Below are 23,667 nucleotides of genomic sequence, written 5' to 3'. Positions count from 1 at the left end.
TTGCCTGCATAGGCTTGGCAGCCCTCAGGGCGACTGCAAGAACCACGTCTGCTGCCGATAAACTTCTGATGCGCTGCCCGGTCACAAAGTTGAGATTGGTCAATCCAAATGCTGCAAACAAGAGCATGCTGTGCCTGGCTGCGCGATTTCGATAATGGATGGTGATTCCCTCGATGGACTTCAAAGACTATTACAAGATTCTCGGTGTGGAGCCGACCGCGGACGATAAGGCGATCAAGGCCGCCTATCGAAAGCTGGCACGCAAATACCACCCCGATGTCAGCAAGGAAAAGGACGCCGAGGCCAAGTTCAAGGACGCGTCGGAAGCCTATGAAGCGCTGAAAAGCGCCGACAAGCGCGCCGAATACGACGACTTGCGCAAATACGGTCAGCACGGTCAGCCTTTTCAGGGCCCGCCAGGTTGGCAGAGCCGCGGTGGTTTCGGTGGTGGTGGCCAGGACACGGGCGATTTCTCTGACTTTTTCAGTTCGATCTTCGGCAACCGTGGTCCGGGTTTCGGTGGTGGTGGACGGTCGAGCCATAGCGCCGGGCGTCGAGGGCAAGACGTGGAAATGGAATTACCGGTTTTTCTGGAAGAAACCCTCTCGACCGAATCGAAGAAAGTCAGCTTCCAGGTGCCGCATTACAACGCTGCCGGCCAGCATGTCAGCAACACCAGCAAAAGCCTGAACGTGAAGATTCCTGCCGGCGTGACCGACGGCGAGCGCATCCGCCTCAAGGGCCAGGGCGCTCCGGGCATCGGTGGCGGGGCCAATGGCGACCTGTACCTGACCATCCGTTTTGCGCCGCACCCCAAATTCGACGTCGAAGGCGAGAACCTGATCATCACCTTGCCGCTGGCACCGTGGGAACTGGCGCTGGGGACCGAAGTCGCGGTACCGACCCTGACCGGCAAGATCAACCTCAAGATTCCGGCCGGCAGCCAGAACGGCCAGCGCATGCGCGCCAAGGGCCACGGCCTGATGCACAAGGCGGGTCACCGAGGCTACCTGTTCGTGCAGCTCAAGGCGGTGATGCCGAAAAAACTCGACCATGACGTCAAAGAATTGTGGGAGGAGCTGGCGAAAAAAGCCGCTTTCGATCCGCGAGAGAACTTTTGATTTTGAGATAAGGAGTAGCCAATCATGAGCGACCCCGTGATCGTTCAATTGGACCTGGCAGAATTCTGTGAGGCGACCGAATTGTCGGTCGTGCACGTGATCGAGATCGTCGAACACGGCATCCTCGAACCTCAGGGAGCACTGCCCAAGGATTGGCGTTTCACCGACTATGAACTGACATTGGCCAAGCGCGCCGCCAAGCTGCGGCGCGACCTGGAGCTGGAATGGGAAGGCGTCGCCCTGGCGCTGGACCTGCTCGAAGAGGTCCAGCAACTGCGGGCCGAGAACCGCATGCTCAAGCAGCGGTTGGGGCGGTTGGTGGTCGAGTAGCTGTAAACACTACCTGTGGCGAGGGGGGGTCACACCTTCCTGGGCAACACCACGGTAAACAACGTGCCGTCGGTCTCATTGGAGCTGACTTCAATCGTCCCTTGATGGGCCTTGACCACTTCCTTGACGATGAACAGTCCCAGGCCAAGACTGGTGGTCGGCCCGCCGAGTTCTTCGTCGGCACTGCGTACCAGTGGGTCGAAGATCGCGCCGATCGCCTCGGCTGGAATCGGCGCACCGTCGTTGTGTACCGTAAGCCGAACACTGTCAGCTTCGCCCTTGAGGGTCAGTTTGACCGCGCTGTTGTTCGAGCCGTGTTGCAAGGCATTGCCGATCAGGTTCTGCAGCATCTGATCGAGCCTTCGGCCATCCCACACACCTTGGGTGTCGCCTTCGACGCTCAATGTCGGATCGCATAGCGGATGAGCGGCACAGGCCTGCTCAATCGCTTCACGCACCGCATCGGCCAGATCCATGGGCGTCGGTTCGATCGGCAGGCTCTTGCCCAAGCGACTGCGGACCAACTCCAGCAAATCGCCGACCATCACCGCCATGTGGCGAGTGCCACGCTTGATGTGAAGTGCACAGGTCAATGCGTCACCCTCAAGGTTCGTTTTGCGCATCAGTATTTCGGTGGACATGCTCACCGCTTGCAGCGGTGCTCGCAGGTCATGGCCGAGGATCGCGAGAAAGATATCCCGCGAGCGATTGACCTGTTCGGCGTAGGCCGCCGTGGATTCGGCCAGCGCTTCGTCGATGGCTTCGTTGAAACGGATCATTTCCTGCAACTGGGCCAGATCCGGTGTCGTCAGGCTGTCGACCCACAAACGAATCACACAGGCACGCAAATGGCGGAATTCGGCGGTCATCTGCACCAGATCGAAGCCGGTATTGTGGCGCAATTCGCCATGGCTGGCGCTGGCCTGATCCAGCGCCGGATTTTTGTCCGGACCATCGCCCTTGGCCTTGGCGGCCTGCTCACGGCTGGTCTGGGGCAGTGTCATGTCGCGGGCGGCGGCCAGCAGAATCGCCCTGGCATGGTCGCGCAGCAGCGTTCTATCCATGGCAACCGGCTCCGGAGCAATGGTTCGGGCGAAAGACTCCCACTCGTCGACCACGCGGCCGACGTTTGCCACGATAAATTCAGAAAGTCCCATTACCCGTTTTTCCTGCGCGATAAATGCAAAACAGCGTTAAGCATAGTAGCTCCTTTGGGATGGAACACCACTTCGATGGTGCACGCAGATTCTGGATTGTGGGGTGCGGTAGATAGTTATTTTCAGCTTCTGGATTTCGACTGCGTGGCGCCTTTTTTGCGTGGAGAATCAACAACTTTTTGCGCTTTTGTTCACTGGGTCAGCGCGTAACCATAGGACTCCATCCATTGGTTTGAAGGTGTTCAAGACATGCCTGAATTGCAAGGAAGCAATCCAAACGTGCCATCAAGTCCGGCCCAAAAGGACGAAAAAGGGGTGCACTACCCGCGAATAAAACCGTTGATCCCCAAGGCAATCACCGAGGCGCCACAGACCAGACTTCTATCTGTGGCGCAGATGCAGCCGGTATTTCCTGATTGGTATCTGAAAGCCCGACCGGTGGATCGTGACCATCTCAAGCAGCTCGTCGACGAGCGCTGGCGCCTGCAAGGGCCGCTGGACGAATTGCTCGGCGATTTGCAGCACGATATCAAGGCCTTTGCCGAGCCATTGCTCAAAACCCTGCTGCTCTCGAACTTCAACGAGCATGGCGATCCGAACGACCTGCAATTACGCTTGTATGTGCCGAAAAAAATCGCCGGTGTCATCGATAACCAGGCCAGCATCATCCGTCGCTCCACGCTGCTCGAAGCGGCGCTGCACAACTTCGAAGAGGATGAAACCCGCGAGGGTGCGTTTCGCAGCGGCTCCGCGGTGTTGCGCAAGGACTTTCGTGGCGGCCTGCATGAGATCAAGGTCATCACCCCGCAAAAAATTGCGGCGTTGTGCCGCCGCCTCGACATTGGCGGGCAATACCAGACCCACATCAAGTCATTGCTCGCTCCCGCAAATGCCAACGCCGCTCGCCTGCTCAAGGAGCGTTCGATCGCCAGTGACAAAGCGGCCCTCAGACTGGCGTCGATGATGGCGTATCTCAAGGGCGATATCGGCCTGCACGGTTACACAACGATCGGCGCACTGATCGATGGCAAGCCTGACATCCAATGGAATGACCGTCCGCTGCAAAGTCATCGTTTGTCGATAATGGGATGCCGGATGACCGGCGTTGTGCTGTTCAGCGCGGTGGCCGAACCAGCGGCTGTCAAAAAGGCCGTTGATGGCCTGGCGCCCGAAGCACTCAAGCCTTGGCTTGAGTTCTCACAACGGGTAACTGCATCGCTACCCAATCGCTTCGATACCTTTGGCATGCTCAAGGCCTTTTTCGCCAACGGCCCGAAAGGCGTGGTGGAAGAGATGCTGCGCAAGGACGAAATCTACAGTCAGGATCGGCTGAGCGGGCATTTGATCGCCTGGGTACCGGATGACCCGGATCATCCGCTGAAGGAATATGCCTCGCTCACCGACTTCATGAAAACGCTGATCGGCCAACTGCGTGAAAGTGACTATCAGCGTTTTTTCAGTCGTTTTGTCGCACAGAAAGACAAGGCAATTTTTTTCAGCCGGGTCAATGAACGGCTCAAGACCATCACCTGGCAACAGCGCGAACCGCTCGACATGGGGCCATGGTGGCGAGAAACGCCGGTCGAAAACCCTAATGCGAACCCTGTTACTCATCTGATCAGCGACGAACTGTGGGACCGTCTGTTTCGTGAGCGTCGCGACAAAGCCATTGCCGATGCCCGATTGATCGCGGTGCCGACTGATGACGAAGACGCCGACGCACGCTGGAAACGCCTGAGCGGTTATCTGGACATCGCCTGGAACGTATTCAACGTTGGCGCAATGTTGGTGCCCGTGCTGGGGCCGGCCATGCTGGGCCTGATGGCCGCGCAATTGTTGGGGGAGCTGGTCGAGGGTATCGAAGACTGGAGCAAGGGGGACGTCGAAGAGGGCGCGGCGCACATCAACAGTTTCTTGATCAACAGTGCGCAATTGGCCCTGATGTTCATGGGCCATGTGCTGCCCGGCGGCCCTACACCGATCAGACCATCGCCCCTGATAGACAGCCTTAAACCGGTGGAACTGCCCAGCGGAAAAACGCGTCTGATCAAACCCGATCATGGGCCTTACGAGCACCGTCTGACGCTGCCCGAAACCGCAACGCCCGATGATCTCGGCGTCATTGAGCATGACGGGCGCAAAATGCTGTTGCTCGAGGATAAGCAATTCGTGCTCAAGGAGGATCCGCTCACCGGACAGCCTCGACTGCAACATTCCAGGCGCCCGAATGCCTATCAACTGAACGTCGAACACAACGGTGCCGGCGCCTGGCACACGGAGTTCGAAGAACCGATGGCATGGGACAAGGGCAAGCTGTTGCGGCGTCTCGGTCCGTCAGTGGATGGGATCAGTGACGAAGTGCTGGATCAGGTCCGACATGTCAGCGGTGTCGACGAAGGCGTGCTGCGTCGTATGCATGTCGAAAATGATCCACCGGCCCCCTTGCTCATGGACACGCTGAAGCGCTTCAAGGCCTACGCGGACGCCGACAAGCTGAGTGCGCAGATCCTGAACGGCCAGGTGCCGCAGGAACTGTCGGAGAAAGTGACCGGGTTTGTTGCCGAGTTACCCGGCTGGCCTGAATCCAGGGCCCTGGCGCTGGAAGCCGATGCCGCTTCGGGCCAGTCGTCACTGAGTTTCGGTGCGGCCATGGCTACGCCTGAAAATACCCTCAACCTGTCCCGGGCTGATGTTTGCGAAGGTCGCCTGCCGACACGGGTGGTTGACGCCCTTAACGAGGCGCAGTTGCAGGACTGGTTCGGCAGCGAAGTTCCGAAACAACGCTCGGCACGTATCGTCGAGCTGAAAAAACGCCTCGCCCACAAGGCGCAAAACAGCAAAAAAATGCTGTTCGATACGCTATACAAGGCCCGGGAAGTCACTAGCGATGCGCGGATTAACCTCCTGCAGCGGGATTTTCCGGACCTGTCGAACGCCGCGGCGCAAGCCCTGCTGGACGATGCCACTGAAGCCGAGTTGTTGAAATTGACCCGAGACCGACGGATCCCGTTGCGCTTGCGCGAAATGGCGCGATCGTCTGTGTTCGGCTTGCGTTTGAGTCGAGCCTATGAAGGCCTTTATCTAGACGAGTTGAGCAATGCTGATACCGACCGGCTGGCGCTCCATACCCTGGGAAACTGGCCGAAATGGCCAAAGGATATGCGCATTGAAGTCCGCCGGTTCTCTTTCACAGGTACGCTGCGCGACAGCGTTGGTCCGCTCGATGCCTCTGTGCGCAAGGTGTTGGCTTTGCGCGAAGACGGGCGCTTTGACACTTATGACAATGAGGGTGGCCATCTGCATGGAGCGGACGATCTGTACGGAGCATTGCTGCATGCCTTGCCCGATGCCGACCGCGAAACGCTGGGGTATGAGATCAATCAGGGGGCACAGCTGCGTCAGGCCGTTAAACAAATGCCGATGTCACACGACGCGTTCTCGAAAACTCTGCTGGATCACCCGATACGCAAACCCGCTTACGATCCGCAGATCATGCGTTTGCGTGGCGGAATGCGCTCCTACAGGGCGCGCTCGCAAGATCCGGATATTTTGCGGATTCGTACAAGAACACTCTATCCAGGCCTGGACGACAGCCAGATACAGGCGCTGCTGAACGATTTTGGTGAGCGGGCCGACCAGCGACTGACTGCGCTGGAAACCGAGTTCGACCGCTTCAATGACTCCATGCGCCAATGGGTCAACCAGCCTACCCAGGCTTGGCGTGTTACACCCGAAGGCGTCTCGGAATGGTGCGCCAGGAACGACATCTACGCAAAGCTCCGCCGCTGCTGGCAGCGCACCGGCCCGGCGGGCGCTGAGGCGCCAGGCATCGTGGCACCGCAGGTACTGAATCTGGATGGTTTTCCTCTGGACAGGCATTTGGCGACGATGCCTGAACTGGCGGCCAATTTTGATCACGTCACCGAATTAAGCCTGAACAATGCAGGCCTGCGTAATCAGCGGGTTGGATTCCTGCGACCATTCCGGCAATTGCGGCAGTTGAGCATGACGCACAACGGTTTGACCTCTTTTCCTCAAGAGATCGGCAGCATGCGCTGGCTGACTCATCTGGTGCTCAGCGATAACAACATCTCCCTGGACAGCGAGGGGATCGCCCACCTCAGAGGACTGACTCGCTTGCGCCTGTTGCGTCTGAATAACAACCCGTTGCGCTTGCCGCCTGATGTCAGTCGTATGCCCGGTTTGCAGGCGATTACCCTTGACAATTGCCAGCTTAATACCTGGCCCACGGGTTATCTTGGCCAGAATCGCCCGCGCAACATTTATCTGAACCTTGAGTTCAACAGGCTCACGCAAATTCCTGACGTGGCGCCTGGCTCCTTCCGTGCGGAGTTGCTGGCGCGCACATTCTTTACTCGGGAGGAGGGCTGGATTTCGCCCGAGAACCTTGATCAGGTGCGCACGTACATCGAATCGCTCGGTCTGGACCCTGATCGCGCCTATCCCTCACGTGGCGTACTCGACAGCTCCGAATGGGGAGAAGGGATGAGCAACGCCCAGTGGAATGCGAAGCAGGAAATCTGGGACTACGTGGAAGACGAGCATGGCTCGTTGCGGTTTTTCAATGAAATCCGGCGATTGACCGAGTCCTATGATTTCAGGGCCGGCGACAAAAGTTATCGTACCGAACTCACCGCCAAAGTGTGGCGCATGCTCGAGGCCATGGCCGAGAACACTGAACTGCGTGAAAAGCTTTTTGCCGAGGCGACCAGCACCACCAATTGTGTTGATGGCGGTACTCAGTTGTTCAACGCCATGGGCGTCGAAGTATTAGTGCACGAGGCCCATGGATTAGCCAATCCGGGGCTGGTGGAAGCCGAGTTGCTGCAACTGGCGAGGGGCAAGGCGCGTCTGGACGAACTGGGCAGGATTGCCCGTGAGCGTGTCGCTGAACGCTTGCGGGCGGGAGAAACCTTTTATCGCCCCGGCACTGAAGGTGGAACCATCGATGAAGTCGAGGTGCATCTGGCTTACATGACGGATCTGGCGGAACGTCTGGATCTGCCATGGCAGGCGCGAGGCATGCAGTTTCGGACTATTTCCAAGGTGAGCAAAGAGATGATCGAGGCGGCCTATCAACGCGTGCTGGCCCTGGAAGAAGGGGACTTGCTGACCGAGCGGATCCTTGAGCAACCGATCTGGCAAACCTTCATGGAAAAAACCTATCGTCAGGAATTCGATGTCCTCAAGCTGAGGCTGGAAAACGCTGAGGATGAAGAGGTGTTCCAGGCCATCAAGGATCTTGAAAAAACCTTGACCCAACAGGCTCTGAACCGAGCCAGACTGGACAAGGTGAACACTAAAATCGGAAGTTAACCCGCAAGCCCCGAACGTCTGGCGTTCGGGGCTTCTTACATTGTTCAGAACAAGAAATAGCGCTGGGTCATCGGCAAGGTTTCCGCTGGCTCACACCACAGCAACACGCCGTCCGCCTTCACTTGATAGGTTTGTGGATCGACGTCAATCACTGGCAGGTAATCGTTGTGGATCAGGTCGGTTTTCTGCACGTCGCGGCAGCCTTTGACCACGGCGATTTTCTTCTTCAGGCCCAAGGCTTCGGGCAAGCCGGCCTCCTGCGCCACCTGGCTGATAAACGTCAGGCTGGTGGCGTGCAACGAACCGCCGTAACTGGCAAACATCGGGCGATAGTGCACCGGTTGCGGGGTCGGGATCGAAGCGTTAGCGTCGCCCATCAGGCTGGCCGCAATGGCACCGCCTTTTAGAATCAACGTCGGTTTGACTCCGAAAAACGCCGGGCGCCAGAGCACCAGATCGGCCCATTTACCCACTTCCACCGAGCCCACTTCATGGCTGATGCCGTGGGTGATCGCCGGGTTGATGGTGTACTTGGCGATGTAGCGTTTGGCTCGGAAATTGTCGTTGCCTTCACCGTCCTGAGGCAGCGGGCCGCGCTGCTTTTTCATTTTGTCGGCGGTCTGCCAGGTGCGCGTGATGACTTCACCGACGCGGCCCATGGCCTGGCTGTCGGAGCTGATCATCGAGAACGCGCCGAGGTCGTGAAGGATGTCTTCGGCGGCGATGGTTTCGCGGCGGATGCGGCTTTCGGCGAAGGCCACGTCTTCGGCAATGCTCGGGTCCAGGTGGTGGCAGACCATCAGCATGTCGAGGTGTTCATCGATAGTGTTGCGGGTGAACGGCCGGGTCGGGTTGGTCGAGCTCGGCAGCACATTGGCGAAGCCGCAGGCCTTGATGATGTCCGGGGCATGACCGCCGCCGGCGCCTTCGGTGTGGTAGGTATGGATGGTGCGACCCTTGAAGGCGGCGAGGGTGGTTTCGACGAAGCCCGACTCGTTGAGGGTGTCGGTATGGATCGCCACCTGCACGTCGTATTGATCGGCGACGTTCAGGCAGTTGTCGATGCTCGCCGGGGTAGTGCCCCAGTCTTCGTGCAGCTTGAGGCCGATGGCGCCGGCCTTGACCTGTTCGATCAACGGCTCCGGCAAGCTGGCGTTGCCCTTGCCGGTGAAGCCGATGTTCATCGGGAAGGCATCGGCGGCCTGGAGCATGCGCGCCAGGTGCCATGGCCCGGAGGTACACGTAGTGGCGTTGGTACCGGTGGCCGGCCCGGTGCCGCCGCCGATCATGGTGGTGACGCCGCTCATCAGCGCTTCTTCGATCTGCTGCGGGCAGATGAAGTGGATATGGGTGTCGATGCCGCCGGCGGTGAGGATCATGCCCTCACCGGCGATCACTTCAGTGCTGGCGCCGACCGCGATGGTGATGTTGGGCTGGATGTCCGGGTTGCCGGCCTTGCCGATGGCTGCGATGCGCCCGTCCTTGAGGCCGACGTCCGCCTTGACGATGCCCCAGTGGTCGATGATCAGGGCGTTGGTGATCAACGTGTCGACCACTTCCGCGGCTAGCAATTGGCTTTGGCCCTGGCCGTCGCGAATGACTTTGCCGCCGCCGAATTTCACTTCTTCGCCATAGGTGGTGAAGTCCTTTTCCACTTCGATCCACAGTTCGGTGTCGGCCAGACGGACCTTGTCACCGACGGTGGGGCCGAACATGTCGGCGTAGGCCTGACGGGAAATCTTCATTGCAGTTCCTTCATTGATCGTTCCCACGCGCTGCGTGGGAATGCCGCCATGGACGCTCTGCGTCCGCCGTTATGTGACGCGGAGCGTCACGGGATGCATTCCCACGCAGAGCGTGGGAACGATCAGTCAGTCGAGGTCGCCCATGATCCTGCCGGCAAACCCGAACACCCGGCGATGCCCGGCCAGGTCCACCAGCTCGACCTCGCGGCTCTGCCCCGGTTCGAAGCGCACGGCGGTGCCGGCGGGGATGTTCAGGCGCATGCCGCGGCTGGCGGCGCGGTCGAAGGTCAGAGCGTCGTTGGTTTCGAAGAAGTGATAATGCGAGCCGACCTGGATCGGCCGGTCACCGCTGTTGGCTACCTTCAAACTGAGGGTGCGGCGGCCAACGTTGAGTTCGATGTCGCCGGGCTGGATCTGGTATTCACCGGGAATCATCAATGGGCTCCTTGGAGAATCTTGTAGTAAAGGGCAGTCGGTTTGTACTGGCCGTTCGGGTCGCAGGCGTAGTCGGGAATTTCGCCGGCGCGGGTGTAGCCCATCGCCTTGTAGAAGTCTTCGGCGGGGGAGCCGGCCTCGGTGTCGAGGTAGAGCATGCCGCGTTTGTGCTGGCGGGCGGCGAGTTCAACTGCATGCATCATTTGTTGGCCCAGACCGCGACGACGGGCGTGTTCACGCACCAGCAGTTTCTGCACTTCGGCGCGGTTCAACCCATTGGCTTTCTGGCACAACGTCAGTTGCACGCTGGCCTGTACCTGTTCGTCCTTGACCACCACCCAGAGCAGCACGTTGCCTTTGTTCAGGTTCTCCTGGACTTCATCGAAATAGGCTCGGGCCTGGGTCGCATCCAGATCCGCCATGAACCCGACACTGGCGCCATAGCCGACGGCATCGAGCAGCAAATCAATCAAACCCTGACGATAGTGCGCAAAGCTTTCAACATTGACGCGGCGCAGTTGGGCGGCGTTCATGGGGTATCACTCCTTGTGGGAACCGGGCGGCATAACGCCCGGGTCGAGGATCAGTTGCATGAAGGTCAGGTCCAGCCAGCGGCCGAACTTGGTACCCACCTGCGGCATTTGGCCGGTGACGACGAAACCGGCCCGGTCGTGCAGCCGGATCGAGGCGCCGTTACCGCTTTCGATGGCGGCGACCATCACGTGTTTGTTACAGCCTTTGGCGCGTTCGATCAGCGCTTCCATCAGTTGCGGCCCGAGGCCGTTGCCACGTTGGTCGTTGCGCACGTACACCGAGTGCTCGACCGTGTGGCGGAACCCGTCGAACGGGCGCCAGTCACCGAATGAAGCGTAGCCGAGTACGTTGTTGTCACCGTCGACGATCACCAGCACCGGATAACCCTGGGCCTGTCGGGCGCTGAACCAGGCCTGGCGGTTGTCCAGGTCCACGGCCTGTTCGTTCCAGATCGCCGTGGTATTGAGCACTGCGTCGTTGTAGATGTCGCGGATCGCCGGCAGGTCGGCGAGCAGCGCATCGCGGATGTGGTAAGTCATAGCGCGGCCTCAGGCGATCGGTTGGTGAACGGTGACCAGTTTGGTGCCGTCGGGAAACGTCGCTTCGACCTGGATCTCCGGGATCATTTCCGGGATGCCTTCCATCACTTGTTCGCGGCTGAGCAGGGTGGTGCCGTAGTGCATCAGTTCGGCCACGGTCTGGCCGTCACGCGCACCTTCGAGCAGCGCCGCGGAAATATAGGCCATGGCCTCCGGGTAATTGAGCTTCACGCCGCGCGCCAAACGCCGCTCGGCTACGAGGCCGGCGGTGAAGATCAGCAGCTTGTCTTTTTCGCGTGGGGTCAGGTCCATCGTAAAAATCCATCTGGGCAGATTAAAAAGAGTTGGATCTGCTTGCACAGATCCCCTGTGGGAGCGGGCTTGCCCGCGATGGGGCCATCACATCCAATAGAGATGTTGGCTGTAAGACCGCCATCGCGGGCAAGCCCGCTCCCACAGAAAAGCATTTCAGGTGTTCCATATTCTTGGGGGGATAGCTTCTCGGCCCAGCAACGCAGGCCTGAGCAATCGCCACAAATCAATCAGCCAACCACGTGCCAACAGCGCTTCACTGGCCAGACACCGGGCGACCAAAAGCCCCGGCAACTGCGTCAAATCTCCGCGCACGTCATTGGCCAGCGAGCGGCACTTCTCCAGCAGTTCGCTATCGATTTCACCCGTCACCAGCAACGTCGCAAACACCGGTTGGCCATCCAGCCCGATCGGCGAATCCAGCAAACCATCACCCCCGACAATGCGCTGACGTTCGTGCCAGAGCAACTGGCCGTCACGGCGGATATCCAGGTGCGCCTGAAAATGCCCGAGGTCGAAACGCTCGCCACTGGCCGGACGGCCCAGCGCCACCACATCCCAGTAGAACAGTCGCGCATCGCCCTCAAGGTCGATGCGGGTGCTGAGTTCCGCCTGAGCGTCGCTGAAGATGATCGTCTCTTGCGGCAGCCACTCCAACGTAGCACCAGCGGCCACGCGCAGGTCGAGTTTCTGATAAGCCGGCCCCGCCGCGCGATACCACTTGGCGGCGCCGGGGCTGGTGATTTGCGCCCAGGCGCCCGTACCGACGCTGGCCGAGATGTCCAGCCGATCACCACCAGCAATCCCGCCGGGCGGGTGGACGATGATGTGCTGACACACCTCGGGGCCTTCGGCGTACAAATGCTTCTGCACTCGCAGCGGGCCTTTGTGGCGGCGCTGTACCGGGCGTGTGCTCTCGCCAAAACGGGCGTAGCCGAGTTCCAGTTCGGCATGCCAGCAGGGGGTGAACAGCGTGATAGGGGCAGGTAAATTCATGATTTCTGATTATCGTCAGGAGGCAGCAGGTTAGATCGTAACCAGTCCACGGACACCTTCGGTTTCCATATTTTCGCCGCGGCCCTGTTGCACGATCTCGCCCCGGGACATTACCAGGTACTGATCGGCCAGTTCGGCGGCGAAATCGTAGAACTGCTCCACCAGCAAAATCGCCATGTCGCCGCGCGCTGCAAGCTGCTTGATCACCGCGCCGATTTCCTTGATCACCGACGGCTGAATACCTTCGGTGGGTTCGTCGAGAATCAGCAGCCGTGGACGACTGGCCAGTGCTCTGCCAATTGCCAGTTGCTGTTGCTGGCCGCCGGACAAATCACCGCCACGCCGTTGCTTCATTTGCAGCAGCACCGGGAACAGTTCGTAAATGAACCCCGGGACTTCCTTCGCTTCAGAGCCGGGAAACCGTGACAGGCCCATCAGCAGGTTTTCTTCCACGGTCAGTCGGCCAAAGATTTCCCGGCCCTGGGGCACGTAAGCGATGCCGGCATGCACCCGTTGGTGCGGCTTGAACGTGGTGATCGGTTGGCCTTCCCAATTCACCGCACCTTCTTTGGCCGGCAGCAAACCCATCAGGCATTTGAGCAGGGTGGTCTTGCCCACGCCATTGCGTCCGAGCAGGCAGGTGACCTCGCCGACCTTCACCTCAAACGTCAGGCCCCGCAGGATGTGACTACCGCCGTAGTACTGGTGCAGCTTGTCGACTTGCAGCATGTTCAAATTTCCCCCTGTGATCGTTCCCACGCTCTGCGTGGAAATGCATCTCGTGACGCTCCGCGTCACCTATGCACAGGACTTGAGCCCTGCATTGTCAGCGGGACGCGGAGCGTCCCAGGCGGCGTTCCCACGCAGAGCGTGGGAACGATCAATTGCTCATCAGCGACCGAGGTACACCTCGATCACCCGCTCATTGTCCTGCACCTGTTCCAGCGACCCTTCGGCCAATACGCTGCCCTGGTGCAACACGGTGACGTGGTCGGCGATCGAGCCGACGAAGCCCATGTCGTGTTCCACCACCATCAGCGAATGCTTGCCCGCCAGGCGCTTGAACAGCTCGGCGGTGAATTCGGTTTCGGCGTCGGTCATCCCCGCCACCGGCTCATCGAGCAGCAGCAGTTGCGGGTCCTGCATCAGCAGCATGCCGATTTCCAGAAACTGTTTCTGACCGTGGGACAACAGACCCGCCGGGCGATTGACCGAGGCGGTCAGGCGAATGGTTTCCAGCACCTCGCTGATGCGATCTTTCTGCTCACCACTGAGACGAGCCCGCAGGCTGGCCCATACCGACTTGTCGGTCTTCTGCGCCAGTTCCAGGTTCTCGAACACGCTCAGGGCTTCGAACACGGTTGGTTTCTGGAACTTGCGACCGATACCGGCCTGGGCGATTTGCACTTCGCTCATCTGCGTCAGGTCCAGGGTTTCACCGAACCAGGCCTTGCCGTGACTGGGACGGGTCTTGCCGGTGATCACGTCCATCAGCGTGGTCTTGCCCGCGCCGTTGGGGCCGATGATGCAGCGCAATTCGCCGACGCCGATGTACAGGTTCAGATCGTTCAGCGCCTTGAAACCATCGAAGCTGACGCTGATGTCTTCCAGGGTCAGGATGGTGCCGTGGCGCGTATTCAAGCCGGGGCCTACGCGTTGCCCGAGGCCAATGGCGTCGCGGCTGCTGCCGGCGTCCTTGTTGGGCTCCACGGGGAAGAAGGCCGGTTCGAGCATGAATTCAGCCGTTGCAGTGATCCTCATTGTTCGCCCCTTTTCTTCAGCACACCGATCACACCTTTAGGCAGATACAACGTCACGACGATAAACAGCGCGCCAAGGAAGAACAGCCAGTATTCCGGGAACGCCACGGTGAACCAGCTCTTCATGCCGTTGACCACCCCCGCGCCGAGCAGCGGGCCGATCAGCGTGCCGCGCCCACCGAGAGCCACCCAAACGGCGGCCTCAATAGAGTTAGTTGGCGACATTTCACTCGGGTTGATAATCCCGACTTGCGGCACATACAACGCGCCCGCCAAGCCACACAACACCGCGCTCAACACCCAGACAAACAGTTTGAAACCGCGCGGGTCGTAGCCGCAGAACATCAAGCGGTTTTCCGCATCGCGCAACGCAGTCAGCACCCGGCCGAACTTGCTCTGCGCCAGACGCCAGCCAATGAACAGGCTCGCCACCAGCAACAGCACCGTGGCGAAAAACAGCACCGCACGAGTCCCCGGTTCAGTGATGCCAAACCCGAGAATGGTGCGGAAGTTGGTGAAGCCATTGTTGCCACCAAACCCGGTTTCGTTGCGGAAAAACAGCAGCATCCCGGCGAAGGTCAGGGCCTGGGTCATGATCGAGAAATACACGCCCTTGATCCGCGAGCGGAAGGCGAAAAAACCGAACACCAGCGCCAGTAATCCCGGCGCCAACACCACCAGGCACAGGGCCCAGAGGAAGCTGCTGGTGCCGGTCCAGTACCAGGGCAATTCGGTCCACGACAGGAACGTCATGAACGCTGGCAGGCCATCGCCCGAGGCCTGGCGCATCAGGTACATGCCCATCGCGTAACCGCCGAGGGCGAAGAACAGACCGTGGCCCAAGGACAGCAGGCCGGCGTAACCCCAGACCAGGTCCAACGCTAGGGCGACGATGGCGTAGCACAGGATTTTGCCCACCAGTGTCAGTGTGTAGGCTGAGATATGAAACGCACTGTCCGGCGACAACAACGACAGCAATGGCAGCGCCAGCAGTAAAACAAGGATCACTGCGCCAACGGCAATCGTGACCTTGGGGCCGGCCTTTTGTGTGGCCGTGAGCATCAGGGGCTGATTCATCAGTCGATCACCCGTCCTTTCAGTGCGAAGAGGCCTTGCGGACGTTTCTGGATGAACAGAATGATCAGCGCGAGGATCAGGATTTTGCCCAGCACCGCACCGATCTGCGGTTCGAGAATCTTGTTGGCGATGCCCAGGCCGAAGGCGGCCAGCACGCTGCCGGCCAATTGACCAACACCGCCGAGCACTACCACCAGGAACGAGTCGATGATGTAGCTCTGGCCGAGGTCCGGGCCGACGTTGCCGATCTGGCTGAGCGCCACGCCACCGAGCCCGGCGATGCCCGAGCCGAGGCCGAAGGCGAGCATGTCGACGCGCCCGGTCGGTACGCCGCAGCACGCGGCCATGTTGCGGTTCTGGGTGACGGCGCGCACGTTAAGGCCTAGTCGCGTCTTGTTCAGCAGCAGCCAGGTCAGCACCACCACAAACAAGGCGAACGCGATGATCACGATGCGGTTGTACGGCAGCACCAGGTTCGGCAACACCTGAATCCCGCCTGAGAGCCAGGCCGGGTTGGCCACTTCGACGTTCTGCGCGCCGAACACCAGCCGCACCAACTGAATCAGCATCAGGCTGATGCCCCAGGTGGCGAGCAGGGTTTCCAATGGGCGACCGTAGAGGTGCCGAATCACCGTGCGCTCCAGCGCCATACCGATCCCGGCAGTGACGAAAAACGCTACCGGCAGGGCAATCAGCGGGTAGAACTCAATGGCCTGCGGGGCGAAGCGCTGAAACATCAACTGCACCACGTACGTCGAGTAAGCGCCGAGCATCAGCATCTCGCCGTGGGCCATGTTGATCACGCCGAGCAGGCCGAAAGTGATCGCCAGCCCCAACGCCGCCAGCAGCAGAATCGAACCCAGGGACATGCCGCTGAAGGCCTGCCCAAGCATTTCGCCGATCAGCAGTTTGCGTTTGACCTGGGCGAGGCTGGTTTCGGCGGCGGTGCGCACATTGGCATCGGCTTCGACGCCGGGTTCGAGCAAACCTTCGAGGCGAGTGCGGGCCAGTGGGTCGCCGGTTTCACCGAGCAAACGTACGGCGGCGAGGCGCACGGCCGGGTCGCTGTCGACCAGTTGCAGGTTGGCCAGTGCCAGGCTCAGGGCGGCGTGAACGCTTTCGTCTTTTTCGCCAGCCAATTGCTGGTCGAGGAATTTCAGCTGCGCCGGTTTGGCGCTTTTCTGTAATTGCTGCGCGGCGGTCAGACGGGTTTTGGCGTCGGCGGCGAGTAATTGGTGGCTGGCCAGCGCAGTGTCGATCAGACCGCGCAGACGGTTGTTCAGGCGCAGGGTTTTCGGTTGGCCGTCGACGGTCAACTCGCCTTGTTGCAGGGCGTTGATCAGTTCGATACGGGCCGGATCGGGCTGCACGGCCCAGGCTTCCAGAAGTTTTGCTTGTTGCACGGGATTGGCTGCGACGAAGTCTTCGGCGTCGCCGGCGTGGGCGACCATCGGCAATAACAGCGCGATGGCGAGGATGAGACGGTAAAGGGCGGTGGGCATAGCAGGTGTCCTATGATGATCGTTCCCACGCTCCGCGTGGGAATGCAGCCCGGGACGCTCCGCGTCCCAAAGCGGACGCAGAGCGTCCGTTGAGGCATTCCCACGCAGAGCGTGGGAACGATCAGGCTAAGCGGGGTGAATCAGTTGCTCTTCACCGCATAGTCCGGCTTCTTGTCGTTACCCGAGATAAACGGGCTCCATGGTTGAGCGCGGATCGGCCCTTCGGTCTGCCACACCACGTTGAACTGACCGTCGGCCTGAATCTCGCCGATCATCACTGGCTTGTGCAGGTGATGGTTGGTCTTGTCCATGGTCAAGGTGTAGCCGGACGGCGCGGCGAAGGTCTGGCCGGCCAGGGCTTCGCGGACTTTGTCGACGTCGGTGGACTTGGCTTTCTCGGCCGCTTGCGCCCACATGTGGATGCCGACGTAAGTGGCTTCCATCGGGTCGTTGGTCACCGCTTTGTCGGCGCCCGGCAGGTTGTGTTTCTTGGCGTAGGCTTTCCAGTCTGCGACGAATTTCTTGTTCTGCGGGTTCTCGACCGACTCAAAGTAGTTCCACGCCGCGAGGTTGCCCACCAGCGGTTTGGTGTCGATGCCACGCAGTTCTTCTTCGCCCACGGAGAACGCCACGACCGGAACGTCGGTGGCTTTCAGGCCCTGGTTAGCCAGCTCTTTATAGAACGGCACGTTGGAGTCGCCGTTGACCGTGGAGATGACTGCTGTCTTGCCACCGGCGGAGAATTTTTTGATGTTGGCCACGATGGTTTGATAGTCGCTGTGGCCGAATGGGGTGTAGACCTCTTCGATGTCCTTGTCCGCCACACCTTTGGAGTGCAGGAACGAGCGCAGAATCTTGTTGGTGGTGCGCGGGTAAACGTAGTCGGTGCCGAGCAGGAAGTAACGCTTGGCGCCGCCGCCTTCTTCGCTCATCAAATATTCCACCGCTGGGATCGCTTGCTGGTTCGGTGCCGCGCCGGTGTAGAACACGTTCGGCGACATCTCTTCGCCTTCGTATTGCACCGGGTAGAACAGCAGGCCGTTGAGCTCTTCGAACACCGGCAGCACCGATTTACGCGACACCGAGGTCCAGCAACCGAACACCACCGCCACCTTGTCCTGGGTCAGTAACTGCCGGCCCTTTTCGGCGAACAGCGGCCAGTTCGATGCCGGGTCCACGACCACAGGCTCCAGCATTTTGCCGTTCACACCGCCCTTGGCGTTGATTTCGTCGATGGTCATCAACGCCATGTCTTTGAGCGAGGTTTCGGAGATCGCCATGGTGCCGGACAACGAATGCAGAATACCGACCTTGATGGTCTCGGCGGCCTGGACCGTCCAGGCCATGCCCATCGCGGCAATGCTTGCCGATAGTGTGAAAGCCTTGATCAAACTGCGACGCTTCATTGTGCGATCTCCATGAACGTTAAAGTTTTTTATGGTTGGCAGATGCGGACGACTGAAGGGTCTTTAGCAAGGGCTGTGCCCGGTCGGGGAAGGGCAAGGAAATGTCGTATTAGAGCGGTTGCGGGGTTTGGGTGACGCACCATGAAGGGACGGGGCTGGCGCGTTGGTGCGAGAAGGTGCGCCACATTGGGGCGACGCAGCCATCGCGGGCAAGCCCGCGATGGTCGATAACGCGGTCTACGCCGGGTCGACGTTATCCAGCGCCCGGTTCACCGCCAGTTCCGCCAGCATGATGCTCTGTTGAATCGCCAACACCGTGTAGCGCTGTGGGCCGGTTAGGTCGTTGGCAAAGTCGCTGGCCAGGACACTCGCTGTGGCCAACGATTCACAGGCGTGGGCCAGGAGGCTTTCGGTATCCATATTGGGGGCGACCATGAACATGGTGCTGGGGCGGCGGGGTTTTTCGGTGTATTGATCCGGGGGATCGGGGACTGATTTCTTCATTTAAGTTCTCTGTTCATGCAGGGGCCATCACTTGCCGTTTCTCACACGGAAAGTGGTGGCAGCTATGTGCAGGGTGAGAAAACCGGGAACAGAGAACCGGCCGGACCGAAGTCCGCCCGCACACAGCCGCCATAGAGCATTGCAGACAGCGAATAGCTGGCGGCAATTATGGTGATACTGACGGTAGATTCATACATCTCTGTTACCGGGTTCTCACACCCGATCGCTGAGTTTTCAGCGACAGCCCAAGACTAGAGGGCTCGCGTCCGACGAACAACCTGAAAAAAGCGTGGGAAAGTTCCGTGTTTTGACACATCCGTTAAACATTCAACAGCGGAACGCGGAGCGTCCCTGGCGGCATTCCCACGCGGGAGCGTGGGAACGATCAATCCCCAAATTTGTGTACGACACAAATCCTGTGGGAGCGGGCTTGCCCGCGATAGCGGAGGGTCAGTCACGGTGATGTTGAATGTGCCGCCGTCATCGCAGGCAAGCCAGCTCCCACAGGTGCAGTGGTTCTTTTGGAAATTAGCGGCGGCGCATCAGGCCGATGAAGAACAGCCCGCCGATGGCGGCGGTGGCGACGCCGATGGGCAGGTCTTCCGGGGCGATCAGGGTGCGCGCGGCCACGTCGACCCAGACCAGGAACAGGCTGCCCAGTAACACGCAGACGGGCAGCAACCGACGATGCTCGGCGCCCACCAACCGCCGGGCAATGTGCGGCACCATCAGCCCGACAAAACCAATCGAGCCGCTGATGGACACCAGCACCCCGGTCATCAATGAGGCAATCAAAAACACCCGCAAGCGCACGGTGCGGGCATTAAGGCCCAAGGTGACGGCGGTCTGTTCACCCGCCATCAACGCGTTCAACGGCCGGGCCATGCCCAGCAGCAACACCAACCCAAGCAACACACTGGCGGCGGGTACGGCGAGCAGTTCCCAACGCGCCAACCCAAGCCCGCCAAGCATCCAGAACATCACCGCCGAACTGGCGCGGTGATCACCGAGAAACAACAGCAGATTGGCAACCGCCATCATCACGAACGACACCGCCACGCCGCACAACAGCAGCCGATCACTGTCCAGCCGCCCATTGCGATTGGCGATCATCAGCACGATCAACATGCTCAACAACGCACCGATGAACGCCGCGATGGGCAAGGTCAGCAACCCGACAATCTCACCGACATGCAGCACCACGATCACCGCGCCGAGGGTCGCGCCGGAGGTCACGCCCAACAAGTGCGGATCAGCCAACGGATTGCGCGTCACCGCTTGCAGCACCGCGCCAATCAACGCCAGACCGGCGCCCACCAGCGCACCGAGCAACATGCGCGGCACGCGGATCAGCCAGACGATGTGTTCCTGGCCGGCAGTCCAGTCCGCAGCACCGAAACCAAAAATCTTGTGCAGCAATATTCGCCAGACCACCTCCACCGGCACCCGCGCCGGGCCGAAGCCCAGCGACACCACGCACGACACCAGCAACAGCGCGCCGAGGGCCATCAGCAACAAGGCATAACGACGGTCGATCATTCGCCGTGGAAACCCTTGGCCAGGGTTTCGACCGCCAGCACGTTGTCGATCCCGGGCGTGGCCTGCACGTACGGAATGACGATGAAGCGCTGGTTCTTGATCGCGTCCACCGATTGCAGGGCCTGGTTGTTCAGCAAAAATTGCTCCTTCTGCTCGGCGGTGACTTCGCCGTAATCAACGATCACGATCACCTGCGGATTGCGCTCGACCACGTTCTCCCAATTCACCCGGGTCCAGCTCGCCTCGACGTCGTCGAGAATGTTGCGCCCGCCGGCCGCGTCGATCAGCGCCTGTGGCATGCCCAGACGCCCGGAGGTCATGGCCCGGTCTTCACCGCTGTCGTACAGAAATACCCGAGGCTTGTCCGCCGGCAGGTCCTGGCGCACCTCGGCGACTTGCGCCTGCATCCGGGCGATCACGGCGTTGGCGCGGTCCTGCACGTCGAAGATTTTTCCGAGGTTGCGCAGGTCGTTGTAGGTGTCTTCCAGGCTGGCCGGCGGGCGCTTCATCACGAAGGCGCAGGACTCGGTCAACTCATAGACGTTGATACCCAGCGGTTGCAGGGTTTGCGGCGTGAGATCACCGCCGACGCGCATACCGTAGTCCCAACCGGCAAAGAAGAAATCGACGTTGGCGTTGAGCAGGGTTTCCACTGACGGGTACTTGGCCGCCAGCTCCGGCAAACCGTCGAGGAGGGTCTGCATCTGGGGCGTCACCGATTTCCAGCCGGACACGCCGCTGTAGCCGACCATCCTGGGTTTGAGACCGAGGGCGAGCATCATCTGGGTCATGTTGATATCGTGGCTGACCGCGTGTTTCGGCGCTTGCTTGAAGGTCACTTCGCGGTTGCAGCTCTGGACAGTCAGCGGGTATTTCGTGGCCTCGGCGAAGGCTTGGGCACTGCCCAGCAACAGCGCGATGCAAAGCAGGGAACGCAAAGTCATGGTTGGGTTATCCAGGTGATTCGTGGGTAGCCGTGCAAGGGATGGTCATCGATCAGGGCGTCGACGCCGAACACGTTGTGCAAAAGGTGTGTGGTCAGAACTTCTTTGGGGGTGCCACTGGCGACGATGCGACCGTGATGGATCACGTACAGCCGATCGCAGAAGGCCGCCGCCAGATTGAGGTCATGAATACTCGCCAGCGTGCCGATCTGCAGGCGTTTGACCAGTTGCAACAGTTCCAGCTGATAGCGCGGGTCGAGGTGGTTGGTCGGCTCGTCGAGGATCAGCAATTGCGGCTGTTGGGCTAGGGCGCGGGCGAGGATCACGCGCTGTTTTTCACCACCGGAAAGGGTGGCAAAAGCGTGGTCTTCGAAGCCCTTGAGGCCGACCGATTCGAGGGCGTGGGTCGCGAGTTTTCGGTCTTCAAGGGTGTCGCCATCAAACAGGCCTTTGTGCGGCGTGCGGCCCATGGCGACCACTTCCTCGACGGTCAGGCCGAAGGCGTCGGGGAACTCCTGCAACACCACCGCGATGCGTTGCGCGCACCAGCGTGAGGATTGCTTCCAGACGTTGTGGTGGTCGAGTTTGACCTCACCGCTTTCCGGTTTGCTGAAACGATAGGCGCACCGCAACAGGCTGGTTTTGCCGCTGCCGTTGGGGCCGATCAACCCGACGAACTCACCGGCGGCCACGTGCAGCGATGCGTCACGCAGCTGGAACTGGTGATGACAGTGGCCGTGGCCCAGGGGTGTCCAGGCGAGGTTCGAGAGGTTCAGCGAGGTCATGCATTTCTCTTGGCGTTAACGATCGTTCCCACGCTCTGCGTGGGAATGCCTCAACGGACGCTCCGCGTTCGGCTCTGGAGAGGACGCGGAGCGTCCCGGGCTGCATTCCTTTGCTGCGCGTGGGAACGATCAATCGGCGGTGACGAAGAAAGATCGCGGCCCGCATTGTATTGGCTTTGCGCGTACGCGTATCTCGCCTGTTTTCATAATGAAGGTGAGGTGGATTCAGTTTGCCGGCCCAAGCGCGACAGCAGCGCCCAATCCAATACCCACACGACAATCAACGAAGCCCCCACCAACGGAAACATCACCGCCAACCCGAACATAATGACTATCGCGGTTTTCCATTTCGGCAGGTCGTGACGCAACGGCGGCACCCCGAGTTTGCCCTGTGGCCGGCGCTTCCACCAGATCACCACGCCGCTCACGGCGCTGAGCAGAATCATCAGGCAGATCAGCAGCACGATGACCTGATTGAACGGGCCGAACATCTTGCCTTCGTGCAGCATCACGCCGACTTCCGTGGCCCGGGCGACGTTACTGTAATGCTGCCAGCGCACGTCGGCGAGGACGTCGCCGGTGTACTGGTCGACATGCAGGGTGGCGTCGTTGCGCGGGTCGTCGGCGAACACGGCGATGGTGAACACGCCGGTGGCTGTAGTCGGGAAGGTGATGCTGTAGCCGGGCTCGACCTTGCGCTGCACGGCGATGTTTTGCACGTCTTGCAGGCTGATGGTCGGCGCCGCCGGACCGGCTTGCGTGCTGGTGTGAGCCATGTGTTCGGCATGGTCGCCGGACATCGGCATCGGCGTGTTTTCCATGGCCCAAGGCACGGTCTGGCGCGTGGCGCTGTTGAGGCTGCGGGCCTCGACATCGGACTTCGGCACGTCATTCCACATGGCGACCGGGAAGCGGTTCCAGAGGTCGGCGTATTGCTTGCCCCAGAACCCGGTCCAGGTCATGCCGCTGAGCAGCATCACCAGCAGCAATGCCGCGCCCCAGAACCCGGTTACGGCGTGCAGGTCACGCCAGAGCACTCGGCCACGACTGTTCAAGCGTGGCCAGAGAATCCCGGCGGACTGGCCGCGCGGCCACCACAGAAATACCCCGGAAACCACCAGCACGACGCCCCAACCGGCGGCCAGTTCTACCAGCCGATCACCGACGGTGCCGATCATCAACTCGCCGTGAATCGAGCGCGCCATCGCTTGCAGATTCTGCTTCGCGTCTTGCTCGCCAAGGATGTCGCCGTGGTACGGATCGATGAACACGTTCAGTTCATGACCTTCGTTGATCACCACAAACTGCGCACTGCGTTCGGCGTTGATTGGCGGCAGGTACTGTTTGATCTGGCCTTGTGGGTACGCCTCTTTTACGCGCTTGAGCAGGTCGTCGGCGGAGACTTTGTGATGGGCCGCAGGGACGTTCAGCAGGCTGCCGTACATCAACGGATCGAGTTGCGGCTTGAACAGGTAGATGATGCCGGTCAGGGCCAGCATCACCATGAATGGCGCGACGAACAGGCCGGCATAGAAATGCCAGCGCCAGGCCAGGTTGTAGAAATTCGGTTTGGGCTGTTTCATCAGGAACGCTCCGCTAGGCTTGGATCTTTTAGTTGTTTGTTGCGGTTGCTGCGCAACCGAT

At 60.2% G+C, this 23,667-nt stretch carries 19 protein-coding genes and 1 pseudogene; 3 read left to right on the top strand and 17 right to left on the bottom strand.

The features are described 5' to 3' along the window. The first annotated feature begins 173 nt into the window (after positions 1-173). Both MMG91_RS21690 and MMG91_RS21685 read left to right on the top strand, forming a co-directional pair. Positions 174-1,121 carry a DnaJ C-terminal domain-containing protein gene (locus MMG91_RS21690; RefSeq protein ID WP_310660653.1) on the top strand — a complete coding sequence of 316 codons (948 nt, stop codon included), beginning with the start codon at positions 174-176 and terminating at the stop codon, positions 1,119-1,121. A gap of 24 nt (positions 1,122-1,145) precedes the next feature. After that, positions 1,146-1,451, top strand: coding sequence for a chaperone modulator CbpM (locus MMG91_RS21685; RefSeq protein ID WP_305504249.1), 306 nt, complete (start codon positions 1,146-1,148; stop codon positions 1,449-1,451). Positions 1,452-1,480: 29 nt separating this feature from the next. Here the strand turns inward: MMG91_RS21685 and MMG91_RS21680 are convergent, their stop codons facing one another. After that, on the bottom strand, positions 1,481-2,608 hold the full coding sequence (locus MMG91_RS21680; RefSeq protein ID WP_310660652.1) for a HAMP domain-containing sensor histidine kinase: 1,128 nt from the start codon (positions 2,606-2,608) through the stop codon (positions 1,481-1,483). A gap of 249 nt (positions 2,609-2,857) precedes the next feature. Between MMG91_RS21680 and MMG91_RS21675 the strand changes: the two genes are divergently transcribed. Next, on the top strand, positions 2,858-7,945 hold the full coding sequence (locus MMG91_RS21675) for an NEL-type E3 ubiquitin ligase domain-containing protein (protein WP_310660651.1): 5,088 nt from the start codon (positions 2,858-2,860) through the stop codon (positions 7,943-7,945). A 44-nt stretch (positions 7,946-7,989) separates the two neighbouring features. Here the strand turns inward: MMG91_RS21675 and ureC are convergent, their stop codons facing one another. The 16 genes and pseudogenes from ureC to MMG91_RS21595 all read right to left on the bottom strand — a co-directional run bounded on the left by ureC (position 7,990) and on the right by MMG91_RS21595 (position 23,606). Then, a complete protein-coding gene (ureC, locus tag MMG91_RS21670; protein ID WP_310660650.1) occupies positions 7,990-9,690 on the bottom strand; it encodes an urease subunit alpha in 1,701 nt (566 codons plus the stop codon). Between the two features lie 126 nt (positions 9,691-9,816). Continuing rightward, positions 9,817-10,125 (bottom strand): urease subunit beta, encoded by a 309-nt coding sequence (locus tag MMG91_RS21665; protein WP_008011171.1) that lies wholly within the window; start codon positions 10,123-10,125, stop codon positions 9,817-9,819. Continuing rightward, complete coding sequence (locus MMG91_RS21660; RefSeq protein ID WP_223483934.1) at positions 10,125-10,658, bottom strand: GNAT family N-acetyltransferase; 534 nt, start codon at positions 10,656-10,658, stop codon at positions 10,125-10,127. Before MMG91_RS21660 ends, MMG91_RS21665 begins: the two co-directional genes overlap by 1 nt. A 6-nt stretch (positions 10,659-10,664) precedes the next feature. Further along, positions 10,665-11,198 (bottom strand): GNAT family N-acetyltransferase, encoded by a 534-nt coding sequence (locus tag MMG91_RS21655; protein ID WP_310660649.1) that lies wholly within the window; start codon positions 11,196-11,198, stop codon positions 10,665-10,667. A 9-nt stretch (positions 11,199-11,207) separates the two neighbouring features. Then, positions 11,208-11,510, bottom strand: a complete 303-nt coding sequence (ureA, locus tag MMG91_RS21650) for an urease subunit gamma (RefSeq protein ID WP_007937143.1) — start codon at positions 11,508-11,510, stop codon at positions 11,208-11,210. A 156-nt stretch (positions 11,511-11,666) separates the two neighbouring features. Further along, positions 11,667-12,506 carry an urease accessory protein UreD gene (locus MMG91_RS21645; RefSeq protein WP_310660648.1) on the bottom strand — a complete coding sequence of 280 codons (840 nt, stop codon included), beginning with the start codon at positions 12,504-12,506 and terminating at the stop codon, positions 11,667-11,669. A 30-nt stretch (positions 12,507-12,536) separates the two neighbouring features. Then, entirely contained in the window at positions 12,537-13,235 is a 699-nt protein-coding gene (gene urtE / locus MMG91_RS21640) for an urea ABC transporter ATP-binding subunit UrtE (protein ID WP_310660647.1), read from the bottom strand. Between the two features lie 162 nt (positions 13,236-13,397). After that, on the bottom strand, positions 13,398-14,267 hold the full coding sequence (gene urtD, locus MMG91_RS21635) for an urea ABC transporter ATP-binding protein UrtD (protein WP_305448010.1): 870 nt from the start codon (positions 14,265-14,267) through the stop codon (positions 13,398-13,400). Further along, positions 14,264-15,343, bottom strand: coding sequence for an urea ABC transporter permease subunit UrtC (urtC, locus tag MMG91_RS21630; RefSeq protein ID WP_310660646.1), 1,080 nt, complete (start codon positions 15,341-15,343; stop codon positions 14,264-14,266). Before urtC ends, urtD begins: the two co-directional genes overlap by 4 nt. Further along, positions 15,343-16,845, bottom strand: coding sequence for an urea ABC transporter permease subunit UrtB (urtB, locus tag MMG91_RS21625; protein WP_310660645.1), 1,503 nt, complete (start codon positions 16,843-16,845; stop codon positions 15,343-15,345). The genes urtC and urtB overlap by 1 nt, the downstream gene beginning before the upstream one ends. Positions 16,846-16,985: 140 nt before the next feature. Further along, positions 16,986-18,251 (bottom strand): urea ABC transporter substrate-binding protein, encoded by a 1,266-nt coding sequence (urtA, locus tag MMG91_RS21620; protein ID WP_310660644.1) that lies wholly within the window; start codon positions 18,249-18,251, stop codon positions 16,986-16,988. Positions 18,252-18,488: 237 nt separating this feature from the next. After that, positions 18,489-18,737: pseudogene (locus tag MMG91_RS21615) on the bottom strand (DUF6124 family protein); the annotation flags it as partial. A 546-nt stretch (positions 18,738-19,283) separates the two neighbouring features. Beyond that, positions 19,284-20,294 (bottom strand): iron ABC transporter permease, encoded by a 1,011-nt coding sequence (locus tag MMG91_RS21610; RefSeq protein ID WP_310660643.1) that lies wholly within the window; start codon positions 20,292-20,294, stop codon positions 19,284-19,286. Beyond that, positions 20,291-21,238: an ABC transporter substrate-binding protein gene (locus MMG91_RS21605; protein ID WP_310660642.1), complete on the bottom strand. Its 948-nt coding sequence runs from the start codon at positions 21,236-21,238 to the stop codon at positions 20,291-20,293. The genes MMG91_RS21610 and MMG91_RS21605 overlap by 4 nt, the downstream gene beginning before the upstream one ends. After that, the gene (locus MMG91_RS21600; RefSeq protein ID WP_310660641.1) at positions 21,235-22,023 is read right to left on the bottom strand and encodes an ABC transporter ATP-binding protein; all 789 of its coding nucleotides are present in this window, start codon (positions 22,021-22,023) and stop codon (positions 21,235-21,237) included. Before MMG91_RS21600 ends, MMG91_RS21605 begins: the two co-directional genes overlap by 4 nt. A gap of 203 nt (positions 22,024-22,226) precedes the next feature. After that, a complete protein-coding gene (locus MMG91_RS21595; RefSeq protein WP_310660640.1) occupies positions 22,227-23,606 on the bottom strand; it encodes a PepSY domain-containing protein in 1,380 nt (459 codons plus the stop codon). Positions 23,607-23,667: the final 61 nt, after the last annotated feature.

Origin of the sequence: Pseudomonas sp. JL3 (genome assembly GCF_031570575.1) — a bacterium.
GTDB classification, from domain to species: Bacteria; Pseudomonadota; Gammaproteobacteria; order Pseudomonadales; family Pseudomonadaceae; genus Aquipseudomonas; species Aquipseudomonas cucumis.
Note: the sequence above shows the minus strand (reverse complement) of the source record. Positions and strands in the feature narration are given on the sequence as shown.